The organism is Gracilibacillus boraciitolerans JCM 21714 (assembly GCF_000521485.1).
Classification (GTDB): domain Bacteria; phylum Bacillota; class Bacilli; order Bacillales; family Amphibacillaceae; genus Gracilibacillus; species Gracilibacillus boraciitolerans.
Genome location: NZ_BAVS01000016.1, coordinates 18,821 through 38,180, shown reverse-complemented (window position 1 = coordinate 38,180; position 19,360 = coordinate 18,821). Strand labels below are relative to the sequence as shown.

The 19,360-nt window shown below is 35.8% G+C and carries 11 protein-coding genes and 7 pseudogenes; 11 read left to right on the top strand and 7 right to left on the bottom strand.

Annotated features, from left to right (window positions below; genetic code table 11):
* Nucleotides 1-3: 3 nt before the first annotated feature.
* The 7 genes and pseudogenes from mnmG to rpmH all read right to left on the bottom strand — a co-directional run bounded on the left by mnmG (nt 4) and on the right by rpmH (nt 6,473).
* On the bottom strand, nt 4-1,914 hold the full coding sequence (gene mnmG / locus JCM21714_RS10930; RefSeq protein ID WP_035724293.1) for a tRNA uridine-5-carboxymethylaminomethyl(34) synthesis enzyme MnmG: 1,911 nt from the start codon (nt 1,912-1,914) through the stop codon (nt 4-6).
* Nucleotides 1,915-1,940: 26 nt separating this feature from the next.
* Nucleotides 1,941-3,322: pseudogene (mnmE, locus tag JCM21714_RS10925) on the bottom strand (tRNA uridine-5-carboxymethylaminomethyl(34) synthesis GTPase MnmE).
* 406 nt (nt 3,323-3,728) lie between these two features.
* The gene (locus tag JCM21714_RS10920; protein ID WP_035724291.1) at nt 3,729-3,971 is read right to left on the bottom strand and encodes an exotoxin beta-grasp domain-containing protein; all 243 of its coding nucleotides are present in this window, start codon (nt 3,969-3,971) and stop codon (nt 3,729-3,731) included.
* Nucleotides 3,972-4,392: 421 nt separating this feature from the next.
* A complete protein-coding gene (jag, locus tag JCM21714_RS10915) occupies nt 4,393-5,010 on the bottom strand; it encodes an RNA-binding cell elongation regulator Jag/EloR (protein WP_035724288.1) in 618 nt (205 codons plus the stop codon).
* A pseudogene (spoIIIJ, locus tag JCM21714_RS10910) lies at nt 5,010-5,802 on the bottom strand (YidC family membrane integrase SpoIIIJ). Before spoIIIJ ends, jag begins: the two are co-directional and overlap by 1 nt.
* Before the next feature lie 102 nt (nt 5,803-5,904).
* A complete protein-coding gene (rnpA, locus tag JCM21714_RS10905; RefSeq protein ID WP_035724283.1) occupies nt 5,905-6,252 on the bottom strand; it encodes a ribonuclease P protein component in 348 nt (115 codons plus the stop codon).
* Nucleotides 6,253-6,338: 86 nt separating this feature from the next.
* The gene (rpmH, locus tag JCM21714_RS10900) at nt 6,339-6,473 is read right to left on the bottom strand and encodes a 50S ribosomal protein L34 (RefSeq protein WP_035724279.1); all 135 of its coding nucleotides are present in this window, start codon (nt 6,471-6,473) and stop codon (nt 6,339-6,341) included.
* 568 nt (nt 6,474-7,041) lie between these two features.
* Here rpmH and dnaA point away from each other — a divergent pair.
* The 11 genes and pseudogenes from dnaA to guaB all read left to right on the top strand — a co-directional run bounded on the left by dnaA (nt 7,042) and on the right by guaB (nt 19,249).
* Nucleotides 7,042-8,403, top strand: coding sequence for a chromosomal replication initiator protein DnaA (gene dnaA, locus JCM21714_RS10895; protein WP_035724273.1), 1,362 nt, complete (start codon nt 7,042-7,044; stop codon nt 8,401-8,403).
* Between the two features lie 188 nt (nt 8,404-8,591).
* A pseudogene (gene dnaN / locus JCM21714_RS10890) lies at nt 8,592-9,739 on the top strand (DNA polymerase III subunit beta).
* A 170-nt stretch (nt 9,740-9,909) separates the two neighbouring features.
* The gene (yaaA, locus tag JCM21714_RS10885; RefSeq protein ID WP_035724260.1) at nt 9,910-10,137 is read left to right on the top strand and encodes a S4 domain-containing protein YaaA; all 228 of its coding nucleotides are present in this window, start codon (nt 9,910-9,912) and stop codon (nt 10,135-10,137) included.
* A gap of 18 nt (nt 10,138-10,155) precedes the next feature.
* Nucleotides 10,156-11,275 (top strand): annotated as a pseudogene (gene recF / locus JCM21714_RS10880) (DNA replication/repair protein RecF).
* A 7-nt stretch (nt 11,276-11,282) separates the two neighbouring features.
* Nucleotides 11,283-11,570, top strand: coding sequence for an extracellular matrix regulator RemB (gene remB / locus JCM21714_RS10875; RefSeq protein ID WP_035724253.1), 288 nt, complete (start codon nt 11,283-11,285; stop codon nt 11,568-11,570).
* A gap of 34 nt (nt 11,571-11,604) precedes the next feature.
* Nucleotides 11,605-13,537, top strand: a pseudogene (gene gyrB / locus JCM21714_RS10870) (DNA topoisomerase (ATP-hydrolyzing) subunit B).
* Nucleotides 13,538-13,607: 70 nt separating this feature from the next.
* Nucleotides 13,608-16,086: pseudogene (gene gyrA / locus JCM21714_RS10865) on the top strand (DNA gyrase subunit A).
* 61 nt (nt 16,087-16,147) lie between these two features.
* A complete protein-coding gene (locus tag JCM21714_RS10860; protein WP_235182773.1) occupies nt 16,148-17,200 on the top strand; it encodes an HD-GYP domain-containing protein in 1,053 nt (350 codons plus the stop codon).
* A gap of 578 nt (nt 17,201-17,778) precedes the next feature.
* Nucleotides 17,779-18,246, top strand: coding sequence for an IMP dehydrogenase (locus tag JCM21714_RS24100; protein ID WP_369403554.1), 468 nt, complete (start codon nt 17,779-17,781; stop codon nt 18,244-18,246).
* A gap of 61 nt (nt 18,247-18,307) precedes the next feature.
* Nucleotides 18,308-18,562, top strand: coding sequence for an IMP dehydrogenase (locus tag JCM21714_RS24095; protein ID WP_369403553.1), 255 nt, complete (start codon nt 18,308-18,310; stop codon nt 18,560-18,562).
* A pseudogene (guaB, locus tag JCM21714_RS24090) lies at nt 18,537-19,249 on the top strand (IMP dehydrogenase). The gene JCM21714_RS24095 and the pseudogene guaB overlap by 26 nt, the downstream one beginning before the upstream one ends.
* The last annotated feature ends 111 nt before the right edge of the window (nt 19,250-19,360 follow it).

The following is a 19,360-nucleotide window of genomic DNA, read 5'->3' as shown; positions in this document are numbered from 1 at the left end:
TTATTATTCATTCGATACTTTAGCTACATTTCCTTGTTCAATATAGACTAATAAAATAGAGACATCTGCTGGATTAACGCCCGAAATTCTGGAAGCTTGTGCAACTGATAGAGGTCTTACCTTTTTTAGTTTCTCTCGTGCCTCTGTTGCAATTCCGCTGATCGCATCATAATCGATATGATCAGGGATTAATTTATTCTCCATTTTTTTCATTCGTTCTACTTGTTGATTAGATTTAGCGATATACCCCCCCTGATACTTAATTTGAATTTCTACCTGTTCTTTCACATCTGCTGCTAACCCTTTCTCTGAAGGTACGATTTGATCGATCACATGATAGGTGACTTCAGGTCTTTTTAATAAGTCGTAGGCTAAGATTCCATCTTTTAATTGTGTGCCACCAATTAAATCCATTATTTGCTGCAGTTGTTCTGTTGGTTTTAATCGAAGCGTACTTAGTCGTTCCTTCTCTTCTTCAATTAGTTGTTTCTTTTCCTCAAAACGGGCATATCTTTCTGCAGAGATTAATCCAATTTGATGACCGATTTCTGTTAAACGTAAATCCGCATTGTCATGACGCAATAATAAGCGATACTCTGCGCGTGATGTTAATAAACGGTAAGGCTCATTTGTTCCTTTTGTAACCAAGTCATCAATTAAAACCCCCCCGATATATGCCTGAGAGCGATCCAAAATTAACGATTCTTCCCCCCCTAATGCTTTTGCCGCAGCATTTATACCAGCCATTAAACCTTGGCCAGCTGCTTCTTCATAACCAGAGGTTCCATTAATTTGACCAGCTGTAAACAGCCCTTCGATATTTTTCACTTCTAACGTTGGCCATAACTGTGTAGGGACAACGGAATCATATTCAATCGCATATCCAGATCGCATAATTTCTGATTCTTCTAATCCTGGAATGCTGCGTAAAATTTCCCTTTGAACAAACTCTGGTAACGATGTGGACAAGCCTTGCACATATACTTCATCCGTGTTACGTCCTTCAGGCTCTAAGAAAATTTGATGACGCGGTTTATCATGAAAACGAACTATCTTATCTTCAATAGATGGACAATAACGTGGGCCTGTCCCTTTAATCATACCTGAATACATAGCAGATAGACCTAAATTATCATTGATAATTTGATGTGTATTTTCATTTGTATATGTTAACCAGCATGGAATCTGATCGACAATTGCTTCCGTTGTTTCATAGGAAAAGTGTTGAGGGTTTTCATCCCCCCCTGGTTGAATTTCTGTCTTAGTATAATCAATCGAATGACTGTTCACTCTTGGCGGTGTTCCTGTTTTAAAGCGAACAAGATCAAAACCATTTTCCTCCAAATTTTCTGCAAGCTTCACACTTGCACGCTGATTGTTAGGTCCACTCTCATATGAAATATCGCCAATAATCACTCGTCCCCCCCGCATAAAAGTCCCTGTGGTGATAATGACAGACTTCGCCCGGTAAAGTGCTCGCGTTTCGGTAATCACGCCTTTACATTTGCCATCCTCCACAAGTAATCTTTCTACCATGCCTTGACGAAGCGTTAAATTTGCTTCTTTTTCTAACGTTTTTTTCATTTCCTGAATGTATAACGGTTTATCCGCCTGTGCTCGTAATGCACGAACAGCAGGACCCTTCCCGGTATTTAACATTCTCATTTGAATATATGTCTTATCGATAACTTTGCCCATTAAACCACCTAATGCATCGATTTCGCGTACAACAATTCCCTTCGCAGGGCCGCCTATCGATGGATTACATGGCATAAATGCAATCATATCTAAATTTAATGTTAATATTAGTGTTTTTGCACCTCTCTTTGCTGCAGCGTAAGCAGCTTCTACCCCCCCTGCATGTCCTGCACCAATTACAATTACATCATATTGACCAGCTTCGTAAGTTGTCATCGCTGATCCTCCTTTTAAATTTTCAGTTATTTACCTAAACAAAATTGGGAGAACAATTGATCAATTAAACTATCCTGCATTGTATCACCAACAATTTCACCTAACAATTCCCATGCTCTTGTTACATCTATTTGAATTAAATCAATTGGCATTTCTGCATCCATTGCATCGATCGCATCCGTTAATGACGATAGCGTCTCTTGTAACAATTGAATATGGCGGACATTTGATACATAGGATAAATCACCTGTATCAAGCTCACCTTCAAAAAAGAGACTTGCAATAGCTTCTTCGAGTGTATCCATTCCCTTATCTTCAATTAAAGCTGTCGTTATCACCTTTTGTTTGCCTGCAAGTTGTTTTACCTCTTCCAGGTCCAGTTTAGCCTCTAAGTCTGTTTTATTTACAATCACAATATATTCTAATCCTTCTACGGCCTTAAATAGATTATGATCTTCCTCTGTTAATGCTTCACCATAATTCAAAACCAGTAAAATTAAATCCGATTCCTTCAAGGCTTGACGTGAGCGTTCTACCCCCCCAATTCTTTCTACGATATCTTCCGTTTCTCTAATTCCAGCTGTATCAACTAATCTTAATGGTATGCCCCCCCGGACATTTACATATTCTTCGATAATGTCTCTCGTCGTGCCTGGTATATCAGTTACGATTGCCTTTGTTTCCTGGACAAAAGCATTCAATAGAGAAGATTTACCAACGTTAGGTCGTCCAATAATAGCTGTAGCAATTCCTTCTCTTAGTATTTTCCCTTGTCTTGCCATACTTAGAAGTTTGTCTACTTCCTGATACACTTCATTTGTTTTTTCCCGCAACATTTGGTGTGACATTTCCTCGACATCCTCATATTCCGGGTAATCTATATTAACTTCTACGTGTGCCACCGTTTCTATTAACTTTTGTCTTAATTGGTGCACAAGCTTCGATAATTTTCCATCTAATTGTTTTAAGGCAACATTCATCGCCTTATCTGTTTTAGCACGAATTAGATCCATGACAGCTTCTGCTTGGGATAAATCAATTCTTCCATTCAAAAAGGCCCGCTTTGTAAATTCACCTGGTTCAGCAAGACGTGCCCCATGTAACAATACTTGTTCCAGTAAACGGTTTACCGAGCTAGTCCACCATGGCAATTTATTTCAACAACATCTTCTTTGGTAAACGTTCTGGGTGCCCGCATAACGGAAACCATTACTTCCTCCATCATTTCTCCAGTAGCCGGATCAATGACTTTTCCATATTGGATAGTATGTGTGGCTACCTTTTCTAAGTCTTTGCCTTCAAATAATTTATTACTTATTTTAATAGCATCTTCTCCACTCAATCGAACAATTGCTATTGCACCTTCGCCAATTGGTGTGGATATTGCTGCAATTGTATCCTGCTCCATTTTTTCACCCCCCATTACAAAAAGTATATATATTTCAAATTTATTAATTTAAATTGTGTCACGACATATTAGAATATCATACATCTCTATCAATTGGAAAGATATCCACACTTATTTTTCACTTTTTATTATAAATTATTTTGTCCACATGTGTATAACTTTTTAAATTTAATACTATTCACATGCTATTCATGGTATATAATAAAAACCTGTTAAGCACAACTTATCTTTATTATTACTTCAGATGATTTACCTTTCCTAATATTGAACCGTATTTTGTAGTACCAATTCAATTATAATTGAGATTTTTCTCCTATTTATTTTCAATTGTTTGTTCAACTAAAGCACCCGTTAATTTAAGTGTACCTCTTCACAAACTGCATTATAAGAGAATCCAGCCTTTCCATTAAGACTGGATTCTCTTCTCAAGATTATTTATTTTCGTATCATGTTTACCTGTTTTCTCACTTAAATAATCAACATCATACAATATATTGTCAACCTTCTTTGATATTAAATGTAATGTTCCTTTAACATCATCCTGCTGACTTTTCTCTATACTATCAAGTCTGTTTAATACTTCTTTGAACTGCATGTCCACTTTATCAAATCGTTCTAAGATGATTCTAAGCAACTGGTCATTATCCATTAAATCGCCTCTTCAAATAATTACTTATATTATATCATAAGATTAAGTGAATATTATCTAATCACAGATAGAAATTGAAAAATTACTTGTTCAATATAAGCTCCTTTTAGTTGAACACTATTCCTTACATATTACTTTGATTTCCTCTTCCCACAATGTTGTCAGGATGTAAAATCACCCTCATATTCATAGTCGCAATTAGGGCATTTTATAAGTCTTGTGTGAAGTTGTCTCTCACGCTCATTATATATAACAAGTGTCCTACTCATTATTAACACCTACCTTTATTGAACATTACTGCTCGTTAGTTTAAGTGTAGTCGTTCAAAATATAAATACTGGAATGGCAATGCTTATATACTTTACTAATTTATAACAAACACGAGCAATCTATTTAAGATTACGCGTGTTTTTTTGGAAGATTATTTTGGTTTTATGACAACATAACGATTTGGTTCACTACCTTGTGAATCCGTCTCGATTGCTTTATGTCGTTGTAATGCCGTATGAATGATTTTACGTTCATAAGATGGCATCGGTTCAATTTTTACAGGTTTATTAGTTCTGACAGCACGATCCGCTAATCGTTCTGCTAAAACTATTAATGTCTCTTTTCTTCGATCCCGATAACCTTCTGCATCAACAATAACCGTATAGTATTTATCAGCATATCGATGAATAGCAAGTTGTGCAAGATACTGAATCGCATTTAATGTTTGTCCACGCTTACCAATTAATAATGCAATTCTTTCTCCTAACAACTGAAACGTCACGACATTTTGTTCCACCTTCATATCGATATTTATCTCAATATCAAATTCAGAAATGATATTTTTCAAATATTTTTGAAGCTTTTCAACTGGATCTTCCTCTTTCATCACTTTAACAACAGCAGGCTTTGACCCAAATATCCCAAAAATACCTTTCTTTCCCTCATCAATAATCTCGACTTTCGCTTGGTCCTCTGTGATGTTTAACTGCTTCAATGCTGAATGGACCGCTTCTTCCAATGTTTGTCCACTAGCAGTTATTTGTCTCACTATTTATTTCCTCCTGTAGCAGCCTCATTCTTTTTCATCATTGGGTTTTTAATTAATAATGTTTGCAATACCATAAAGATATTACCTACTACCCAATATAATGCCAATGCGGATGGGAAGAAAATCGCAAAGACCCCCAATCATGATCGGCATAAGATAAAGCATCATTGTCAACTGAGGCATCATAGAATTTTGTTGCATGCTTGTACCAGCCATCATCAACTTTTGCTGTAAATAGGTGAAGCCGGCAGTTAAAACCGGTAATATATAATAAGGATCTGGCGAGTCTAATTGGAACCATAAGAATTGATGTCCATCGAGTGCACCTGTTCGCATGATTGCATGGTAGAATGCAATCAGAATTGGCATCTGCACTATAATCGGTAAACACCCAGCTAATGGATTAACCCCCCCATTCTTTTGGAATAACTGCATGGTTTCCTGTTGTAATTTTTGCTGTGTTTGTTGATCTTTAGAACTGTATTTCTCTCTAATTTCTTGAAGTTGCGGCTGAATCGCCTGCATTGCTTTTGAACTTTTTAATTGTTTTATATTAAGTGGTAATAAAACAAAACGAATTAAAATAGTGACAATCACAATCGATAAACCATATCCATATTCTGCTTTAAAAAATTCTGCTACATTAACAATCAGCCACGATAGTGGGAATACAAAATATTTATTCCATATTCCCTCACTTTCTGAGGTAATATCCTGATCTATTTCAGTACAACCAGATAATAAAAGTACTACACCCACTAAGGCCAGTAATATTAGGAGCCTCTTACGCATGCTTTTCCTCCTTAATTCCTTCACATTTACGTTATTATAGTTTTTTATTTTACCACTATTATCTAACAACAAGCTAGCAATAATGATAGAAAAATAAATAAACTACTTATTTTTCAGCAAAAGGTTCGTTTTATATAATAAATGATTCACACTTTTTTTTATTCCGTGAAAATCCATTTCTTTTACAGGTTTTCTAGCAATAATAATTATATCATAATTATTTTTAATGTTTAAATCCATTTCAAGAAATGCCTGTCTAATATAGCGCTTCACCTGATTACGCACGACCGCATTACCAATCTTTTTGCTTACAGATAAACCGACTCGATAATGTTGTTGCTGATCTCTATGTAAATAAAAGATAACTAATTGTCGGTTAGCAAAAGAATCACCCTGTTTAAAAACTTCCTGAAACTCGCCATTTTTTTTAATTCTCCATGCTTTCTTCATAATCGTCGATCCTCCATTAAAGCAAACCATACTATCTATTCCATATTGCCTTACATGGAAAAAAGACCACTGAGTGTATCAGTGGTCTATGCAGACAAGACTTTTCTACCCTTTTGACGACGACGAGCTAGAACTTTACGTCCGTTTTTTGTGCTCATACGCGCACGGAATCCATGAACTTTTTTACGCTTACGGTTATTTGGTTGAAATGTACGTTTCACTATATATGCACCTCCCTGAGGAATTTATAATCTAAATCGATTAGACAGTCTTCCTCATTATACTTATAACTAAAGATAAATGTCAATGCCATTTCAAAAAAAAATATGCTATCAGTAGCTTTTTTTACTAAGTCTCAATTACCCGTCTGTATTATAACAGGTTTTCATTATAAGTGTTATATAACAACCACCTGTGGATAACCGTGATTACATAAAACTACTTATTCTTACCTTTATCGACAAATTACCCACAAAATAAGAACCTGTGTAGAAAAAAACACACATATTGTCTAACTTGTGGATAACTCTCTATAAATCATTGCATTAATCGGCTAAATTTGATATTATATTTGTGTTTTAGTTTGTGCATAAATAAATTCACTATTAATATTATCCACAGTCTGTGGATTAAGTGTGGACAATTGTTCACAGCTTGTATATTAGTTTATACACAACCATGTGGAAAACTTAATTTCTAGGTTTTCCGCTTTTTTGTCAGGGTCTAACTATCCACAAGTTATTAGAAACAAATTTTACTTGTGTTTAGCTCACGAAAGGAGGGTATATCGTGGAAAATATTGAAGATCTTTGGAGAAATACAATAGAGATAATCAAAGATAAAGTAAGTAAACCAAGTTATGATACATGGTTAAAAAATACGTCTGTAGATCAGCTTAAGGAAGATACTATCATTATTTCAACCCCCCCTAATGAATTCACCAGAGACTGGCTTGAATCCCGCTATACATCTATAATAGCTGAAGCCTTATATGATTTAACCGGAGCTCAATTAACAGTTAAATTTGTGATCCCAGAAAGTCTGGATGAGACAACAGAAGAATTTACACAAATGAAAAGAAAAAAAACAATCCCAGTACAGAATAACGAGATTTCACCTAAATCGATGTTAAATGATAAATACACGTTCGAAACATTTGTAATTGGATCAGGGAATCGATTTGCTCATGCTGCCTCATTAGCCGTTGCGGAAGCACCTGCTAAGGCATATAACCCTTTATTTATTTATGGTGGTGTTGGTTTAGGAAAAACACATTTAATGCATGCGATTGGTCATTATGTATTGGACCATAATCCTTCAGCAAAGGTAGTTTATTTATCATCTGAAAAATTTACAAATGAGTTCATTAACTCAATTCGCGATAATAAAGCAGTTAATTTCCGCAATAAATACCGAAATGTAGATGTTCTCCTAATAGATGATATTCAATTTTTGGCAGGAAAAGAACAAACACAAGAGGAATTTTTTCATACTTTTAATACCTTACACGAAGAGAATAAACAAATTATTATTTCTAGTGATCGGCCGCCAAAGGAAATACCAACATTAGAAGACCGCCTGCGCTCGCGATTTGAATGGGGGGGGTTAATTACTGATATCACTCCTCCTGACCTGGAGACAAGAATTGCAATTCTTCGAAAAAAAGCCAAAGCAGAAGGATTAGACATGCCTAATGAAGTGATGTTATATATCTCCAATCAAATTGATACAAATATTAGAGAGTTAGAAGGAGCTTTAATAAGGGTTGTAGCCTATTCTTCCCTAATCAATAAAGATATAGACGCATCATTAGCAGCAGAAGCGTTAAAAGATATTATACCTTCATCAAGACCTAAAGTGATTACGATCCACCATATTCAGGAAGAAGTAGGAAAAAGATATAATGTAAAGCTTGAAGAATTCACAGCTAAAAAACGCACGAAATCTATTGCATTTCCCAGACAAATTGCTATGTATCTATCCAGGGAACTGACAGACTTTTCACTCCCTAAAATTGGGGGGGAAGAATTTGGTGGAAGAGATCATACTACCGTTATTCATGCCCATGAAAAAATTTCAAGACTTATGGAAACTGATCAATTATTAGGTAGAGATATAGAAGATATTAAAGAGAAATTAAAAACAATGTAATGGAAAAGACTAGAATAACCTGTGGATAATGTGGATAACTAAAACAAACCCATAAACACCTTATCCACATCTGGATAACTTTATGTAATAACAGTCTTATCCACTTATCCACATATTCACAGGCCCTATTACTATTATTACGGTATTATATTAATAATAAATAAATATATTCCTCAAGGAGGATGAAAATGAAAATCATAATTAATAGAGAGAAATTAATGGAAAGTATTCAACATGTTACAAAAGCAATTTCTTCTAAAACAGCGATTCCGATTTTAGCAGGATTAAAAATACAGGCCAGTGCAAATGGTATTACGCTAACTGGAAGTAATTCAGATATTACGATTGAGTCATTTATACCAATTGAGGAAGAGGGCATTCAATTTATAGATGAATTAGAAGCAGGTGAAATCATTCTGCATGCAAAATACTTTCCTGAAATTATTCGAAAATTACCTTCTTCCACCGTCATCATTACTACAGATGAAAATTTACAGATTACCATTCAATCTGGCCACGCTGAATTTCATTTGAATGGACAAGATGCGGATGAATATCCACAAATATCTGCGATTGAAACGGATACTAATTTTGAATTACCGATAAATTTATTAAAAAATATGATAAAACAAACTGTATTTGCCGTTTCCACTTCGGAGACCAGGCCAATTTTAACAGGGGGGTGAATCTTAAAGCAGAGAATGATCATTTACATTTTATCGCAACAGACAGTCACCGATTAGCAGCAAATAAATTACCTGTGAATCATGAGATTAGTTCTTTTCCTTTTGAACAGGTGGTAATACCCGGTAAAAGTTTAAACGAATTAAGCAAAATATTAGAGGATACAGAAGACAAAATTCAAATTAGCATTTCAGAAAATCAAATTGCCTTTCAATCCCATCATCTATATTTTGTTTCGCGATTATTAGACGGTAAATATCCAGAAACATCTCGTTTAATTCCAGAGGAAAGTAAAACAGTGCTCTATGTAGATACGAAAACACTACTTCAAGCTGTTGATCGGGCATCATTATTAGCAAAGGATAATCATAATAATGTCATTCGACTACAGACAAAGGAACAACAAATAGTAGAAATATCTAGTAATTCACCCGAAATTGGTAAAGTAGAGGAAGAAATAGAAGCAGAAAAAATAGAAGGGGGGGAAGAATTAAAAATTTCATTCAGTTCTAAATATATGATAGATGCATTGAAAATTATGGAGACCGATCAGGTGAAAATTGAATTCACCGGAGCGATGCGTCCATTCATTATTAAACCAACAGATAATGACCAAATTTTACAGCTGATTTTACCAGTAAGAACTTTTTAATGACGTCAAAGAAAGAGGAACAATCTATTTTGTTCCTCTTTCCCTTATTTTTATAGAATATATTAAAGAATAATTAGCAGGTTTCCTTTTCTATTTAACAAATGTTTAGTAAAATAGATAGAAGGGCTATACTAAATACCAATATCTCTTTTCAAAAAGTAGGTGGAAGCATGGAAGAACAGATTGAAATATCAACAGATTATATCCAACTGGGACAATTTCTCAAACTAGCTAATATTTTAGAATCCGGTGGTATGATTAAAGTTTTTTTACAGGAAAATGGTGTCTATGTAAATAACGAGTTTGAGACAAGACGAGGTAAAAAACTTTATCCAGGGGGGGATACAGTCTTTGTTAAAGATGTTGGTACATTCGTGGTTAAGAAAAGTGAGCAATAAATTCGAAAGGAAATTCGAATGCATATACAACAATTACATTTGAGCAATTATCGTAATTACCAGCAGTTATCAGTTAATTTTGATGATAAAATAAATGTGTTCATTGGAGAAAATGCACAAGGGAAAACAAATCTAATGGAGGCTATTTACGTATTAGGTTTCTCCAAATCACATCGAACAACAAAAGATAAAGAATTAATTCATTGGGACCAAAACTATGCTAAAATAGAAGGTAGTGTATTAAAGCGCAAGCAGCAATTCCCAATGGAAATTCAAATTACCAATAAAGGCAAGAAGGCAAAATTAAATCACCTTGAACAAAAACGTCTCAGTGATTATATTGGGGCTTTAAATATTGTCATGTTTGCCCCCGGAAGATCTAAATCTTGTCAAAGGCAGTCCACAGATTAGAAGACGTTTTATAGACATGGAAATTGGCCAGATAAAACCGATCTATATTTATCATTTGGGTCAGTATGTCAAAATATTAAAACAAAGAAATCATTTACTTAAGCAATTACAGAAGCGGAAAAATGATGATCGAACAATGCTGCGTGTGTTAACAGACCAACTCATCGACCATGCAGTTATTATTTTGGAAAAACGCTTTTTATTTATGAAACGTTTACATGGCTGGGCAAAGGATATACATAAAAGCATAAGTAGAGGGTTGGAAGATTTGCACCTTCAATATGCTCCAACGATTGATGTAACAGAAAACGAAAAAAAAGACCAACTATTAACTATTTTACAGGATAGTTTTAAAACTATTGAAAATAAAGAAGTCGAACGTGGTACAACCTTAATTGGACCACATCGCGATGATCTTCTCTTCTTTGTAAATGAGAAAAATGTCCAAACATATGGCTCCCAGGGCCAGCAAAGAACAACGGCATTATCTTTAAAATTAGCTGAGATTGAACTTATTTATCAGGAAATAAATGACTATCCAATTCTGCTTCTGGATGATGTGTTGAGTGAATTAGATGATTTTAGGCAGTCCCATTTATTAGATACCATTGAAGGGAAAGTGCAGACCTTTGTTTCGACTACAAGTGTCGATGGCATCCATCATAAAACATTAGAAAAAGCAGAGATTTTTAGAATAAATAATGGAAAAATTTTGGATAAAAAGTAGGGATAGTATGTTTATTCATATTGGAGATGACCATGTTATCCAATCTAAAGAAGTGATTGGAATAATTGATTATAATTTAGTGAATTCCTCCACGATCAATGAAGAAATGTTAACGCAATTAAAAGCAAAGGGGCAAGTTGTAGCAACGGATGAGACCTTTGCAAAGGCTGTCGTAATTACAACAAATAAAGTATATTACAGTTCATTATCTGTTTTAACATTAAAAAAACGGGCAAGTATGATGTCCACCATCAGTAAGTTAGAAAACTACTCAGAAATAAATGACGAAGAATAGATAATCAAAGAAAATGTAGGTGATTGAATTGACAATGGAAGAAAATTTACCAATAGAAGAAGCCTATGATGCGGAGCAAATTCAAGTATTAGAAGGATTAGAGGCAGTTCGAAAAAGACCTGGTATGTATATAGGGGGGGCAACGAATGAACGAGGGCTTCATCATCTCGTATGGGAAATCGTAGATAATAGCATTGATGAAGCATTAGCAGGATATTGTGACCATATTCAAGTTTTTATTGAAGAAGATAACAGTATTACGGTAACCGATAATGGCCGTGGAATACCGGTAAACATCCATGAGAAAACCGGTCGTCCTGCAGTAGAAGTAATTATGACGGTTTTACATGCTGGCGGTAAATTTGGTGGTGGCGGTTATAAGGTATCTGGAGGTCTGCATGGTGTTGGGGGGGCTTCTGTCGTAAACGCCTGTCCAGTGAATTAGAAGTATATGTTCACCGTGATGGAAAAATACATCACGTAAGCTTTAATCGCGGCAAGCCCAACAATGACTTACAGGTAATTGGAGAAACGGACATTACAGGTACAAAAACTCATTTTAAACCAGATCCAGAGATTTTTACAGAAACAATTGAATTTGATTACGGTACATTAGCGACTAGATTAAGAGAGCTTGCCTTTCTAAATAAAGGTTTATTTATTACTTTTCAGGATAAACGAGAAGATCGTGATCCGGAGACATTCCATTATGAAGGTGGAATTGGATCTTATGTGGAACATTTAAACCGTTCTAAAGAAGTACTGCATGAACCATTTTTTGCAGAAAAAGAAGAAGATAACATCCAGGTGGAAGTGGCTTTGCAATATAATGATGGATTCGCAAGCAATATTTATCCTTCGCTAATAACATTAATACACATGAAGGTGGTACACATGAATCCGGATTTAAAACAGGATTAACCCGTGTCATTAATGATTATGCTCGAAAAAATAACTTATTCAAAGAAAATGACCCTAATTTAACGGGGGGGGATGATGTACGAGAAGGATTAACGGCAATTGTTTCGATTAAACATCCCGATCCCCCCCAATTTGAGGGCCAAACGAAAACAAAATTAGGTAACAGTGAGGCAAGAACCATTACAGATTCGGCTTTTAGTGAGTTATTTTCAAAGTTTCTTTTTGAGGATCCCAATACAGCTAGAATTATTGTTGATAAAGGACTAATGGCATCACGGGCCCGTCTCGCAGCAAAAAAAGCAAGAGAATTAACAAGAAGAAAAGGCGCTTTGGAAGTATCAAACCTTCCTGGTAAATTAGCCGATTGTTCTTCACGTGATGCTGCGATCAGTGAATTGTACATTGTAGAGGGTGATTCTGCTGGTGGGTCAGCAAAACAAGGGCGTGATCGTCATTTTCAGGCGATTCTACCACTTAGAGGGAAGATTTTAAACGTAGAAAAAGCAAGATTGGATAAAATTCTATCTAATAATGAAATCCGCTCTATGATTACCGCTCTTGGTACCGGCATCGGAGAAGACTTTGATATTACAAAAGCTCGTTATCACAAGATCGTTATTATGACTGATGCCGATGTAGATGGAGCGCATATTAGAACATTGCTATTAACCTTCCTCTTCCGTTTTATGAGGCCTTTAATAGATTATGGTTATATTTATATCGCACAGCCACCACTCTATCAAATAAAACAAGGAAAAGCAGTTCATTACACGTATTCTGATAAGGAATTAGAGCTGTTATTAGCGGAATTACCTAAACAACCAAGACCTGGTTTACAGCGTTACAAAGGTTTAGGGGGGGAAATGAATGCCATCCAATTATGGGAAACAACCATGGATCCAGCTGGACGGACATTATTACAAGTCAGTCTCGAAGATGCGATGGAAGCAGACATCGTCTTTGATATGCTGATGGGTGACAAAGTAGAACCAAGACGGAACTTTATCCAGGAAAATGCCGTATATGTGAGAAATTTAGATGTTTAACAAATAGAAAGATCGAGAATCACTAGCGAAAGTTCACGTCTTCCTGCAGTGAAATAGGAGGTAATTAAATATGGTGGATCATAATCGTCCACAAGTACAAGAAATAAATATAGGGCAAGAAATGCGTACATCCTTTTTAGATTATGCGATGAGTGTCATTGTATCCCGGGCCTTACCTGATGTTCGTGATGGCATGAAACCAGTTCATCGTCGGATATTATATGCTTTAAATGACCAGGGTATGCATGCGGATAAGGCGTATAAAAAATCAGCACGTATTGTTGGGGATGTTATCGGTAAGTATCACCCACATGGTGATTCTGCTGTATATGAAGCAATGGTAAGAATGGCACAGGATTTTAGTTATCGTTATATGCTTGTGGATGGTCATGGTAACTTTGGTTCTGTTGATGGTGATCCGCCGGCAGCAATGCGTTATACAGAAGCAAGAATGTCCAAAATTTCGATGGAAATGCTGAGAGACATTAATAAAGATACGATTGATTATGCCGATAACTACGATGGTTCTGAAAGAGAGCCTAAAGTATTACCTGCAAAATTTCCAAACTTATTAGTGAATGGTGCGTCTGGGATAGCAGTAGGGATGGCTACAAATATTCCTCCACATCACTTAGGAGAAACTATTGATGCGATTCTTGCTATTTCAGAAAATCCGGATATTTCGATAACAGAACTCATGGAAGAATATATTGCAGGACCTGATTTTCCAACTGCTGGCCAAATCTTAGGCAGAAGTGGAATTCGAAGAGCTTTCGAAACAGGGAAAGGCTCGATTACTATTCGTTCCAAGACAGAAATTGAAGAACAAGCCAATGGTAAGTCACGTATCCTGGTATCGGAACTTCCTTATCAAGTAAATAAAGCAAAATTGGTTGAAAAAATAGCGGAATTAGCGAGAGATAAGCGCATTGAAGGGATTACCGACCTACGTGATGAATCCGATCGAAATGGAATGCGTATTGTTATTGAATTACGACGGGATGCCAATCCAAATGTGGTATTAAATAATTTATATAAACAAACCTCTTTGCAAACATCATTTGGTATTAATATGCTTGCATTAGTAGACGGACAGCCAAAAGTCTTGACATTAAAGCAATGTTTGGAATATTACTTAGAACATCAGAAAGAGATTATTATTAGAAGAACCAAATACGAGTTAAATAAAGCGGAAGCAAGAGCACATATTTTAGAGGGACTACGTATTGCCCTTGACCACATTGATGAAATAATTAGATTGATTCGCGGCTCGCAAACAACTGATATTGCTCGTGAAGGATTAATGACTAATTTCAATCTGTCTGAGAAACAGGCTCAAGCCATTTTAGATATGCGACTGCAGCGTTTAACTGGTTTAGAGCGTGATAAGATTGAAGAGGAATTCAATCAAATTATGGAATTGATTGAGGAATTAAAAGCAATTCTAGCGGATGAGCAGAAAATTTTAGAGATTATTCGTGAAGAATTATTAGAGATCAAAGAGAAATATAGTGATGAAAGAAGAACGGAGATTATTTCTGGTGGCATTGATCTTATTGAAGATGAGGATTTAATTCCAGAAGAAGGTATTGTAGTAACCTTGACACATAGAGGTTATATCAAACGATTGCCAGCTTCAACTTACCGTGCACAACGTCGAGGTGGACGAGGGATACAAGGAATGGGCACAAATGACGATGATTTTGTGGAACATTTAGTATCTTGTTCGACACATGATACGGTCTTATTCTTCACCAATAAAGGGAAAGTATATCGTACCAAAGGATATGAAATACCAGAGTTTAACCGAACTGCAAAAGGTATCCCGATCATTAATTTATTAGAGGTAGAACAAGGTGAATGGATTAACGCAGTAATAACAGTTGAAGAATATTATGAAGACTGGTATTTATTCTTTACAACGAAGTACGGTATTTCAAAAAGAACAGCACTTCCCCAATTTGCCAATATTCGTAAAGGTGGACTAATTGCCGTTAATTTAAGAGAGGAAGATGAATTAATTTCTGTACGATTAACGGACGGTCATAAGGATATATTAATTGGCACAAAAAATGGCTATGTGATTCGATTTGAAGAAACCCAAATTCGCTCAATGGGAAGAACTGCCGCCGGTGTCAAAGGTATTTCGTTAAGAGAAGATGATGAAGTTATATCGATGGAATTCATTGAAGAAGATCAATATGTGCTGAATGTGACAGAGAATGGTTATGGAAAAAGAACCCCCTGCTGCAGACTACCGCCGAACAAACCGTGGTGGAAAAGGCATCTTTACCTGTAATATTACAGAAAAAACAGGTAGAGTAGTTGCTGTTAAGGCAGTGACTGGTGAAGAGGATATTATGATTATGACGATTTCCGGTGTCTTAATTCGCATGCAAGTAGAAGGTATCTCTACAACAGGAAGAAATACACAGGGTGTGCGTCTAATCAGATTACAACAAGAGGAAAAAGTAGCGACGATAGCAAAAGTGGATCCGGAAACTGAACTAGATGAAGTGGAACAAACAATCGAAGATACAGAAAACTAATAATAGGGGTGTGATCCACTTGAAGGTGCATCCACAACAACTTATTCCTGGATGTATAGTAATGAAACCCGTTTTAGGCATGTCCAATCATCCAATCATTGAACAACACACAGTAATTGAAGATAGACATATTAAAGTATTAGAGCACTTTGATATCAATGTAATTGAGGTTTCAGCAAAATTACAGTCTGGAAATGAATTCTCACCACAGCCGTTTGATAAAGAGGCATATGATGATCTGAAAAAAGTGCAAAGGAAGTCAAGTACTTCCTTTGATACTTTGTATGTTCAGGCGGTTACGGATTACAAATCGATGTTTAAGAAATGGCAGAGTGGCGCTGCTGTAGATATTTATCAGGTTCGAAAAATAATGATGCCTTTATTTGAATATCTAAATGAGATTGGTTTAGATTTGTTTTTACTACATAAGTTTGCCTCAAAAGAGGATTATTTTTATCATCACGGGGTGTCTATCTCTTTATTATCCGCCCATCTGGCTAAAAAAATGGGATATGAAAAACAATGGATACAGGTGGGAATTGCAGGTATGCTTGCAGATTGTGGAATGGCCAGACTTAGTGAGAACTGGTTGATGAAAGAAACGAAGTTAACGATGGCAGAATATGAAGAAATCAAAAAACATCCAACTTTATCTTATCGAATGATTGAGACCATTCCTTCCATTACCAAAGAGATGAAGCTAGGTATTTTACAGCATCATGAAAGAATGGATGGTAGTGGTTATCCGATCGGGGGGGTACCAGAGGAAAAGATTCATACCTTTGCCAAAATTATTGCAGTGAGTGATACCTATCATGCGATGACCTCGGAACGTGTATATCGAAGAAAACAGTCTCCATTTAGAGTAATTGAGGAAATGTTAAAATTAAAATATCAAAAGTTTGATTATCTGGTTCTTCAAAAGTTCGTAGATGGCTTATTGAATTATACGCTTGGAACTCGCGTAATGCTTTCCACTGGTAAGGAGGCATTTATTGTTTTTATGGATCAAAATTTTCCGACAAGACCAATGGTACGATTACTGGATAGTACGGAAATCATTGAATTAAAAGAAAAACCAGCCATATTTATTGATAATATTATAACCGACTAAACAGAAAACAATCCTCGTTTTCTGTTTTTTATAAAGTATATAATTACTAGCATCCATGTTGTCTAGCAGGTAATAAAATATCTGAGATTGAAATAATAAAACTCAGTAGATGAACCTATGGAAGATAGTACGACATACCTTTGATATACAGAGTAGTAATTTTGAAATATATATTAGTTGTAACACCCGCTCCGGCTTGCCCACTTCGCTTTCCGGGGGGGCGATGCTCTTCAGCTAACTTTGCAAAGAAGACCACTTTACAAAGTGGATCTTCAGATCACGCTGATCCCCCAGGAGTCGAAGTGGACGCCTGCGCTAATTAACATACTTAAAAGAGGTATATGTCAAAATTTATTTTGTGTATTGTAACCTCTTACATGATTGATTTAATCGTATTGTTTAATATGACACAATGAATAAAAAAAAAAGGTTGAAAAACGGTGAAACATATCGTATTGTAATTAACAATAGTTAAGTATATAAGCCGCAGAACATAGATGAAACTCTTTAAATAGAGACCTTCATTCCCCCTCATTTTTCCAAATAATACTCAATAAAAATTTTAAGGAGGTTCACCAATGAGAACAGACAAGTTTAGTAAAGAAGGTTTGACTTATGACGATGTACTTTTATTACCAGCGGAATCTCATGTATTACCAAAGGAAGTATCCGTTAAAACAAAATTAAGTGAAAACATTACACTTAATATTCCTTTTATTAGTGCAGGTATGGATACTGTTACAGAGGCAAATCTAGCAATTGCCATTGCTAGACAAGGCGGAATTGGTGTCATTCATAAAAACATGTCAATCGAAGAACAAGTAGAAAATGTAGATCGTGTAAAACGATCCGAAAGTGGAGTTATTACCAATCCTTTCTTCTTAACACCTGATCATCAAGTATATGATGCGGAACATCTAATGGCTAAATTCCGGATTTCTGGTGTACCAATTGTTAACAATGATCATGAACAAAAATTAGTAGGAATCCTGACTAATCGTGATCTACGTTTTATTGAGGATTATTCAATAAAATTTCTGAGGTAATGACTAGTAAAAATTTAGTAACTGCAACAGTAGGTACTACGTTAAAAGAAGCAAGCAAAATTTGCAAAAACATAAAATTGAAAAACTGCCATTAGTGGATGAACAACAGGTACTCAAAGGTCTTATCACAATTAAAGATATCGAAAAGGTCATTGAATTTCCTCAATCAGCAAAGGATAAACATGGTCGCTTATTAGTAGGTGCTTCTGTTGGTGTTGGTGCTGATTCCATGATACGTATCGATAAATTAGTAAAAGCAGGTGTAGATGTCCTTGTAATTGATACAGCCCATGGTCATTCTCAAGGGGGTAATTGATCAGGTTAAACGAGTGAGAGAGCATTATCCTGATATTGACCTAATTGCTGGTAATGTGGCTACCGCAGAAGCTACTAAAGCACTAATAGAGGCGGGTGCAAATATAGTCAAAGTAGGTATTGGGCCTGGATCTATTTGTACAACCAGAGTAGTGGCAGGAGTCGGCGTACCTCAAATTACAGCTGTTAATGACTGTGCAATGGAAGCTGAAAAATATAATATACCTGTAATCGCGGACGGCGGTATTAAATATTCAGGGGATATTGCCAAGCACTTGCTGCAGGGCACATGCTGTCATGCTTGGAAGTTTATTTGCAGGGGGTTACAGAAAGTCCAGGAGAAACAGAAATATACCAAGGTAGAAGATATAAGGTTTATCGTGGCATGGGTTCTGTTACATCGATGAAGGCAGGTTCCAATGACCGATATTTTCAGGATTCACAGGAAAGCAAGAAACTTGTACCGGAAGGAATTGAAGGTCGAGTTGCTTACAAGGGCCCATTAGCAGATACCATCTATCAATTGCTTGGCGGTTTACGTGCTGGAATGGGATATTGTGGAGCAGCGGATATCGATACCCTGCGTAATGATGCAGCATTTATCCGCATGACAGGAGCAGGACTGAGAGAAAGTCATCCACATGATGTTCAAATTACAAAAGAAGCACCAAATTACTCTTTATCATAAAAAAATAATATAGTACAATGGTTTGGGGAAAACTTGGTTATCAAGTTTTCTTTTTTCCTTTTCTTTTTGATTATTAGTCATAAAGCGTTATTTTCTATTTATGTTGGCTAT

Excerpts from the sequence above, each read along its gene's own strand:
- mnmG (WP_035724293.1), bottom strand. The coding sequence starts at position 1,914 with ATGACAACTTACGAAGCTGGTCAATATGATGTAATTGTAATTGGTGCA.
- JCM21714_RS10920 (WP_035724291.1), bottom strand. The coding sequence starts at position 3,971 with ATGGATAATGACCAGTTGCTTAGAATCATCTTAGAACGATTTGATAAA.
- rnpA (WP_035724283.1), bottom strand. The coding sequence starts at position 6,252 with ATGAAGAAAGCATGGAGAATTAAAAAAAATGGCGAGTTTCAGGAAGTT.
- yaaA (WP_035724260.1), top strand. The coding sequence starts at position 9,910 with ATGGAAGAACAGATTGAAATATCAACAGATTATATCCAACTGGGACAA.
- remB (WP_035724253.1), top strand. The coding sequence starts at position 11,283 with ATGTTTATTCATATTGGAGATGACCATGTTATCCAATCTAAAGAAGTG.
- JCM21714_RS10860 (WP_235182773.1), top strand. The coding sequence starts at position 16,148 with ATGAAACCCGTTTTAGGCATGTCCAATCATCCAATCATTGAACAACAC.
- JCM21714_RS24100 (WP_369403554.1), top strand. The coding sequence starts at position 17,779 with ATGAGAACAGACAAGTTTAGTAAAGAAGGTTTGACTTATGACGATGTA.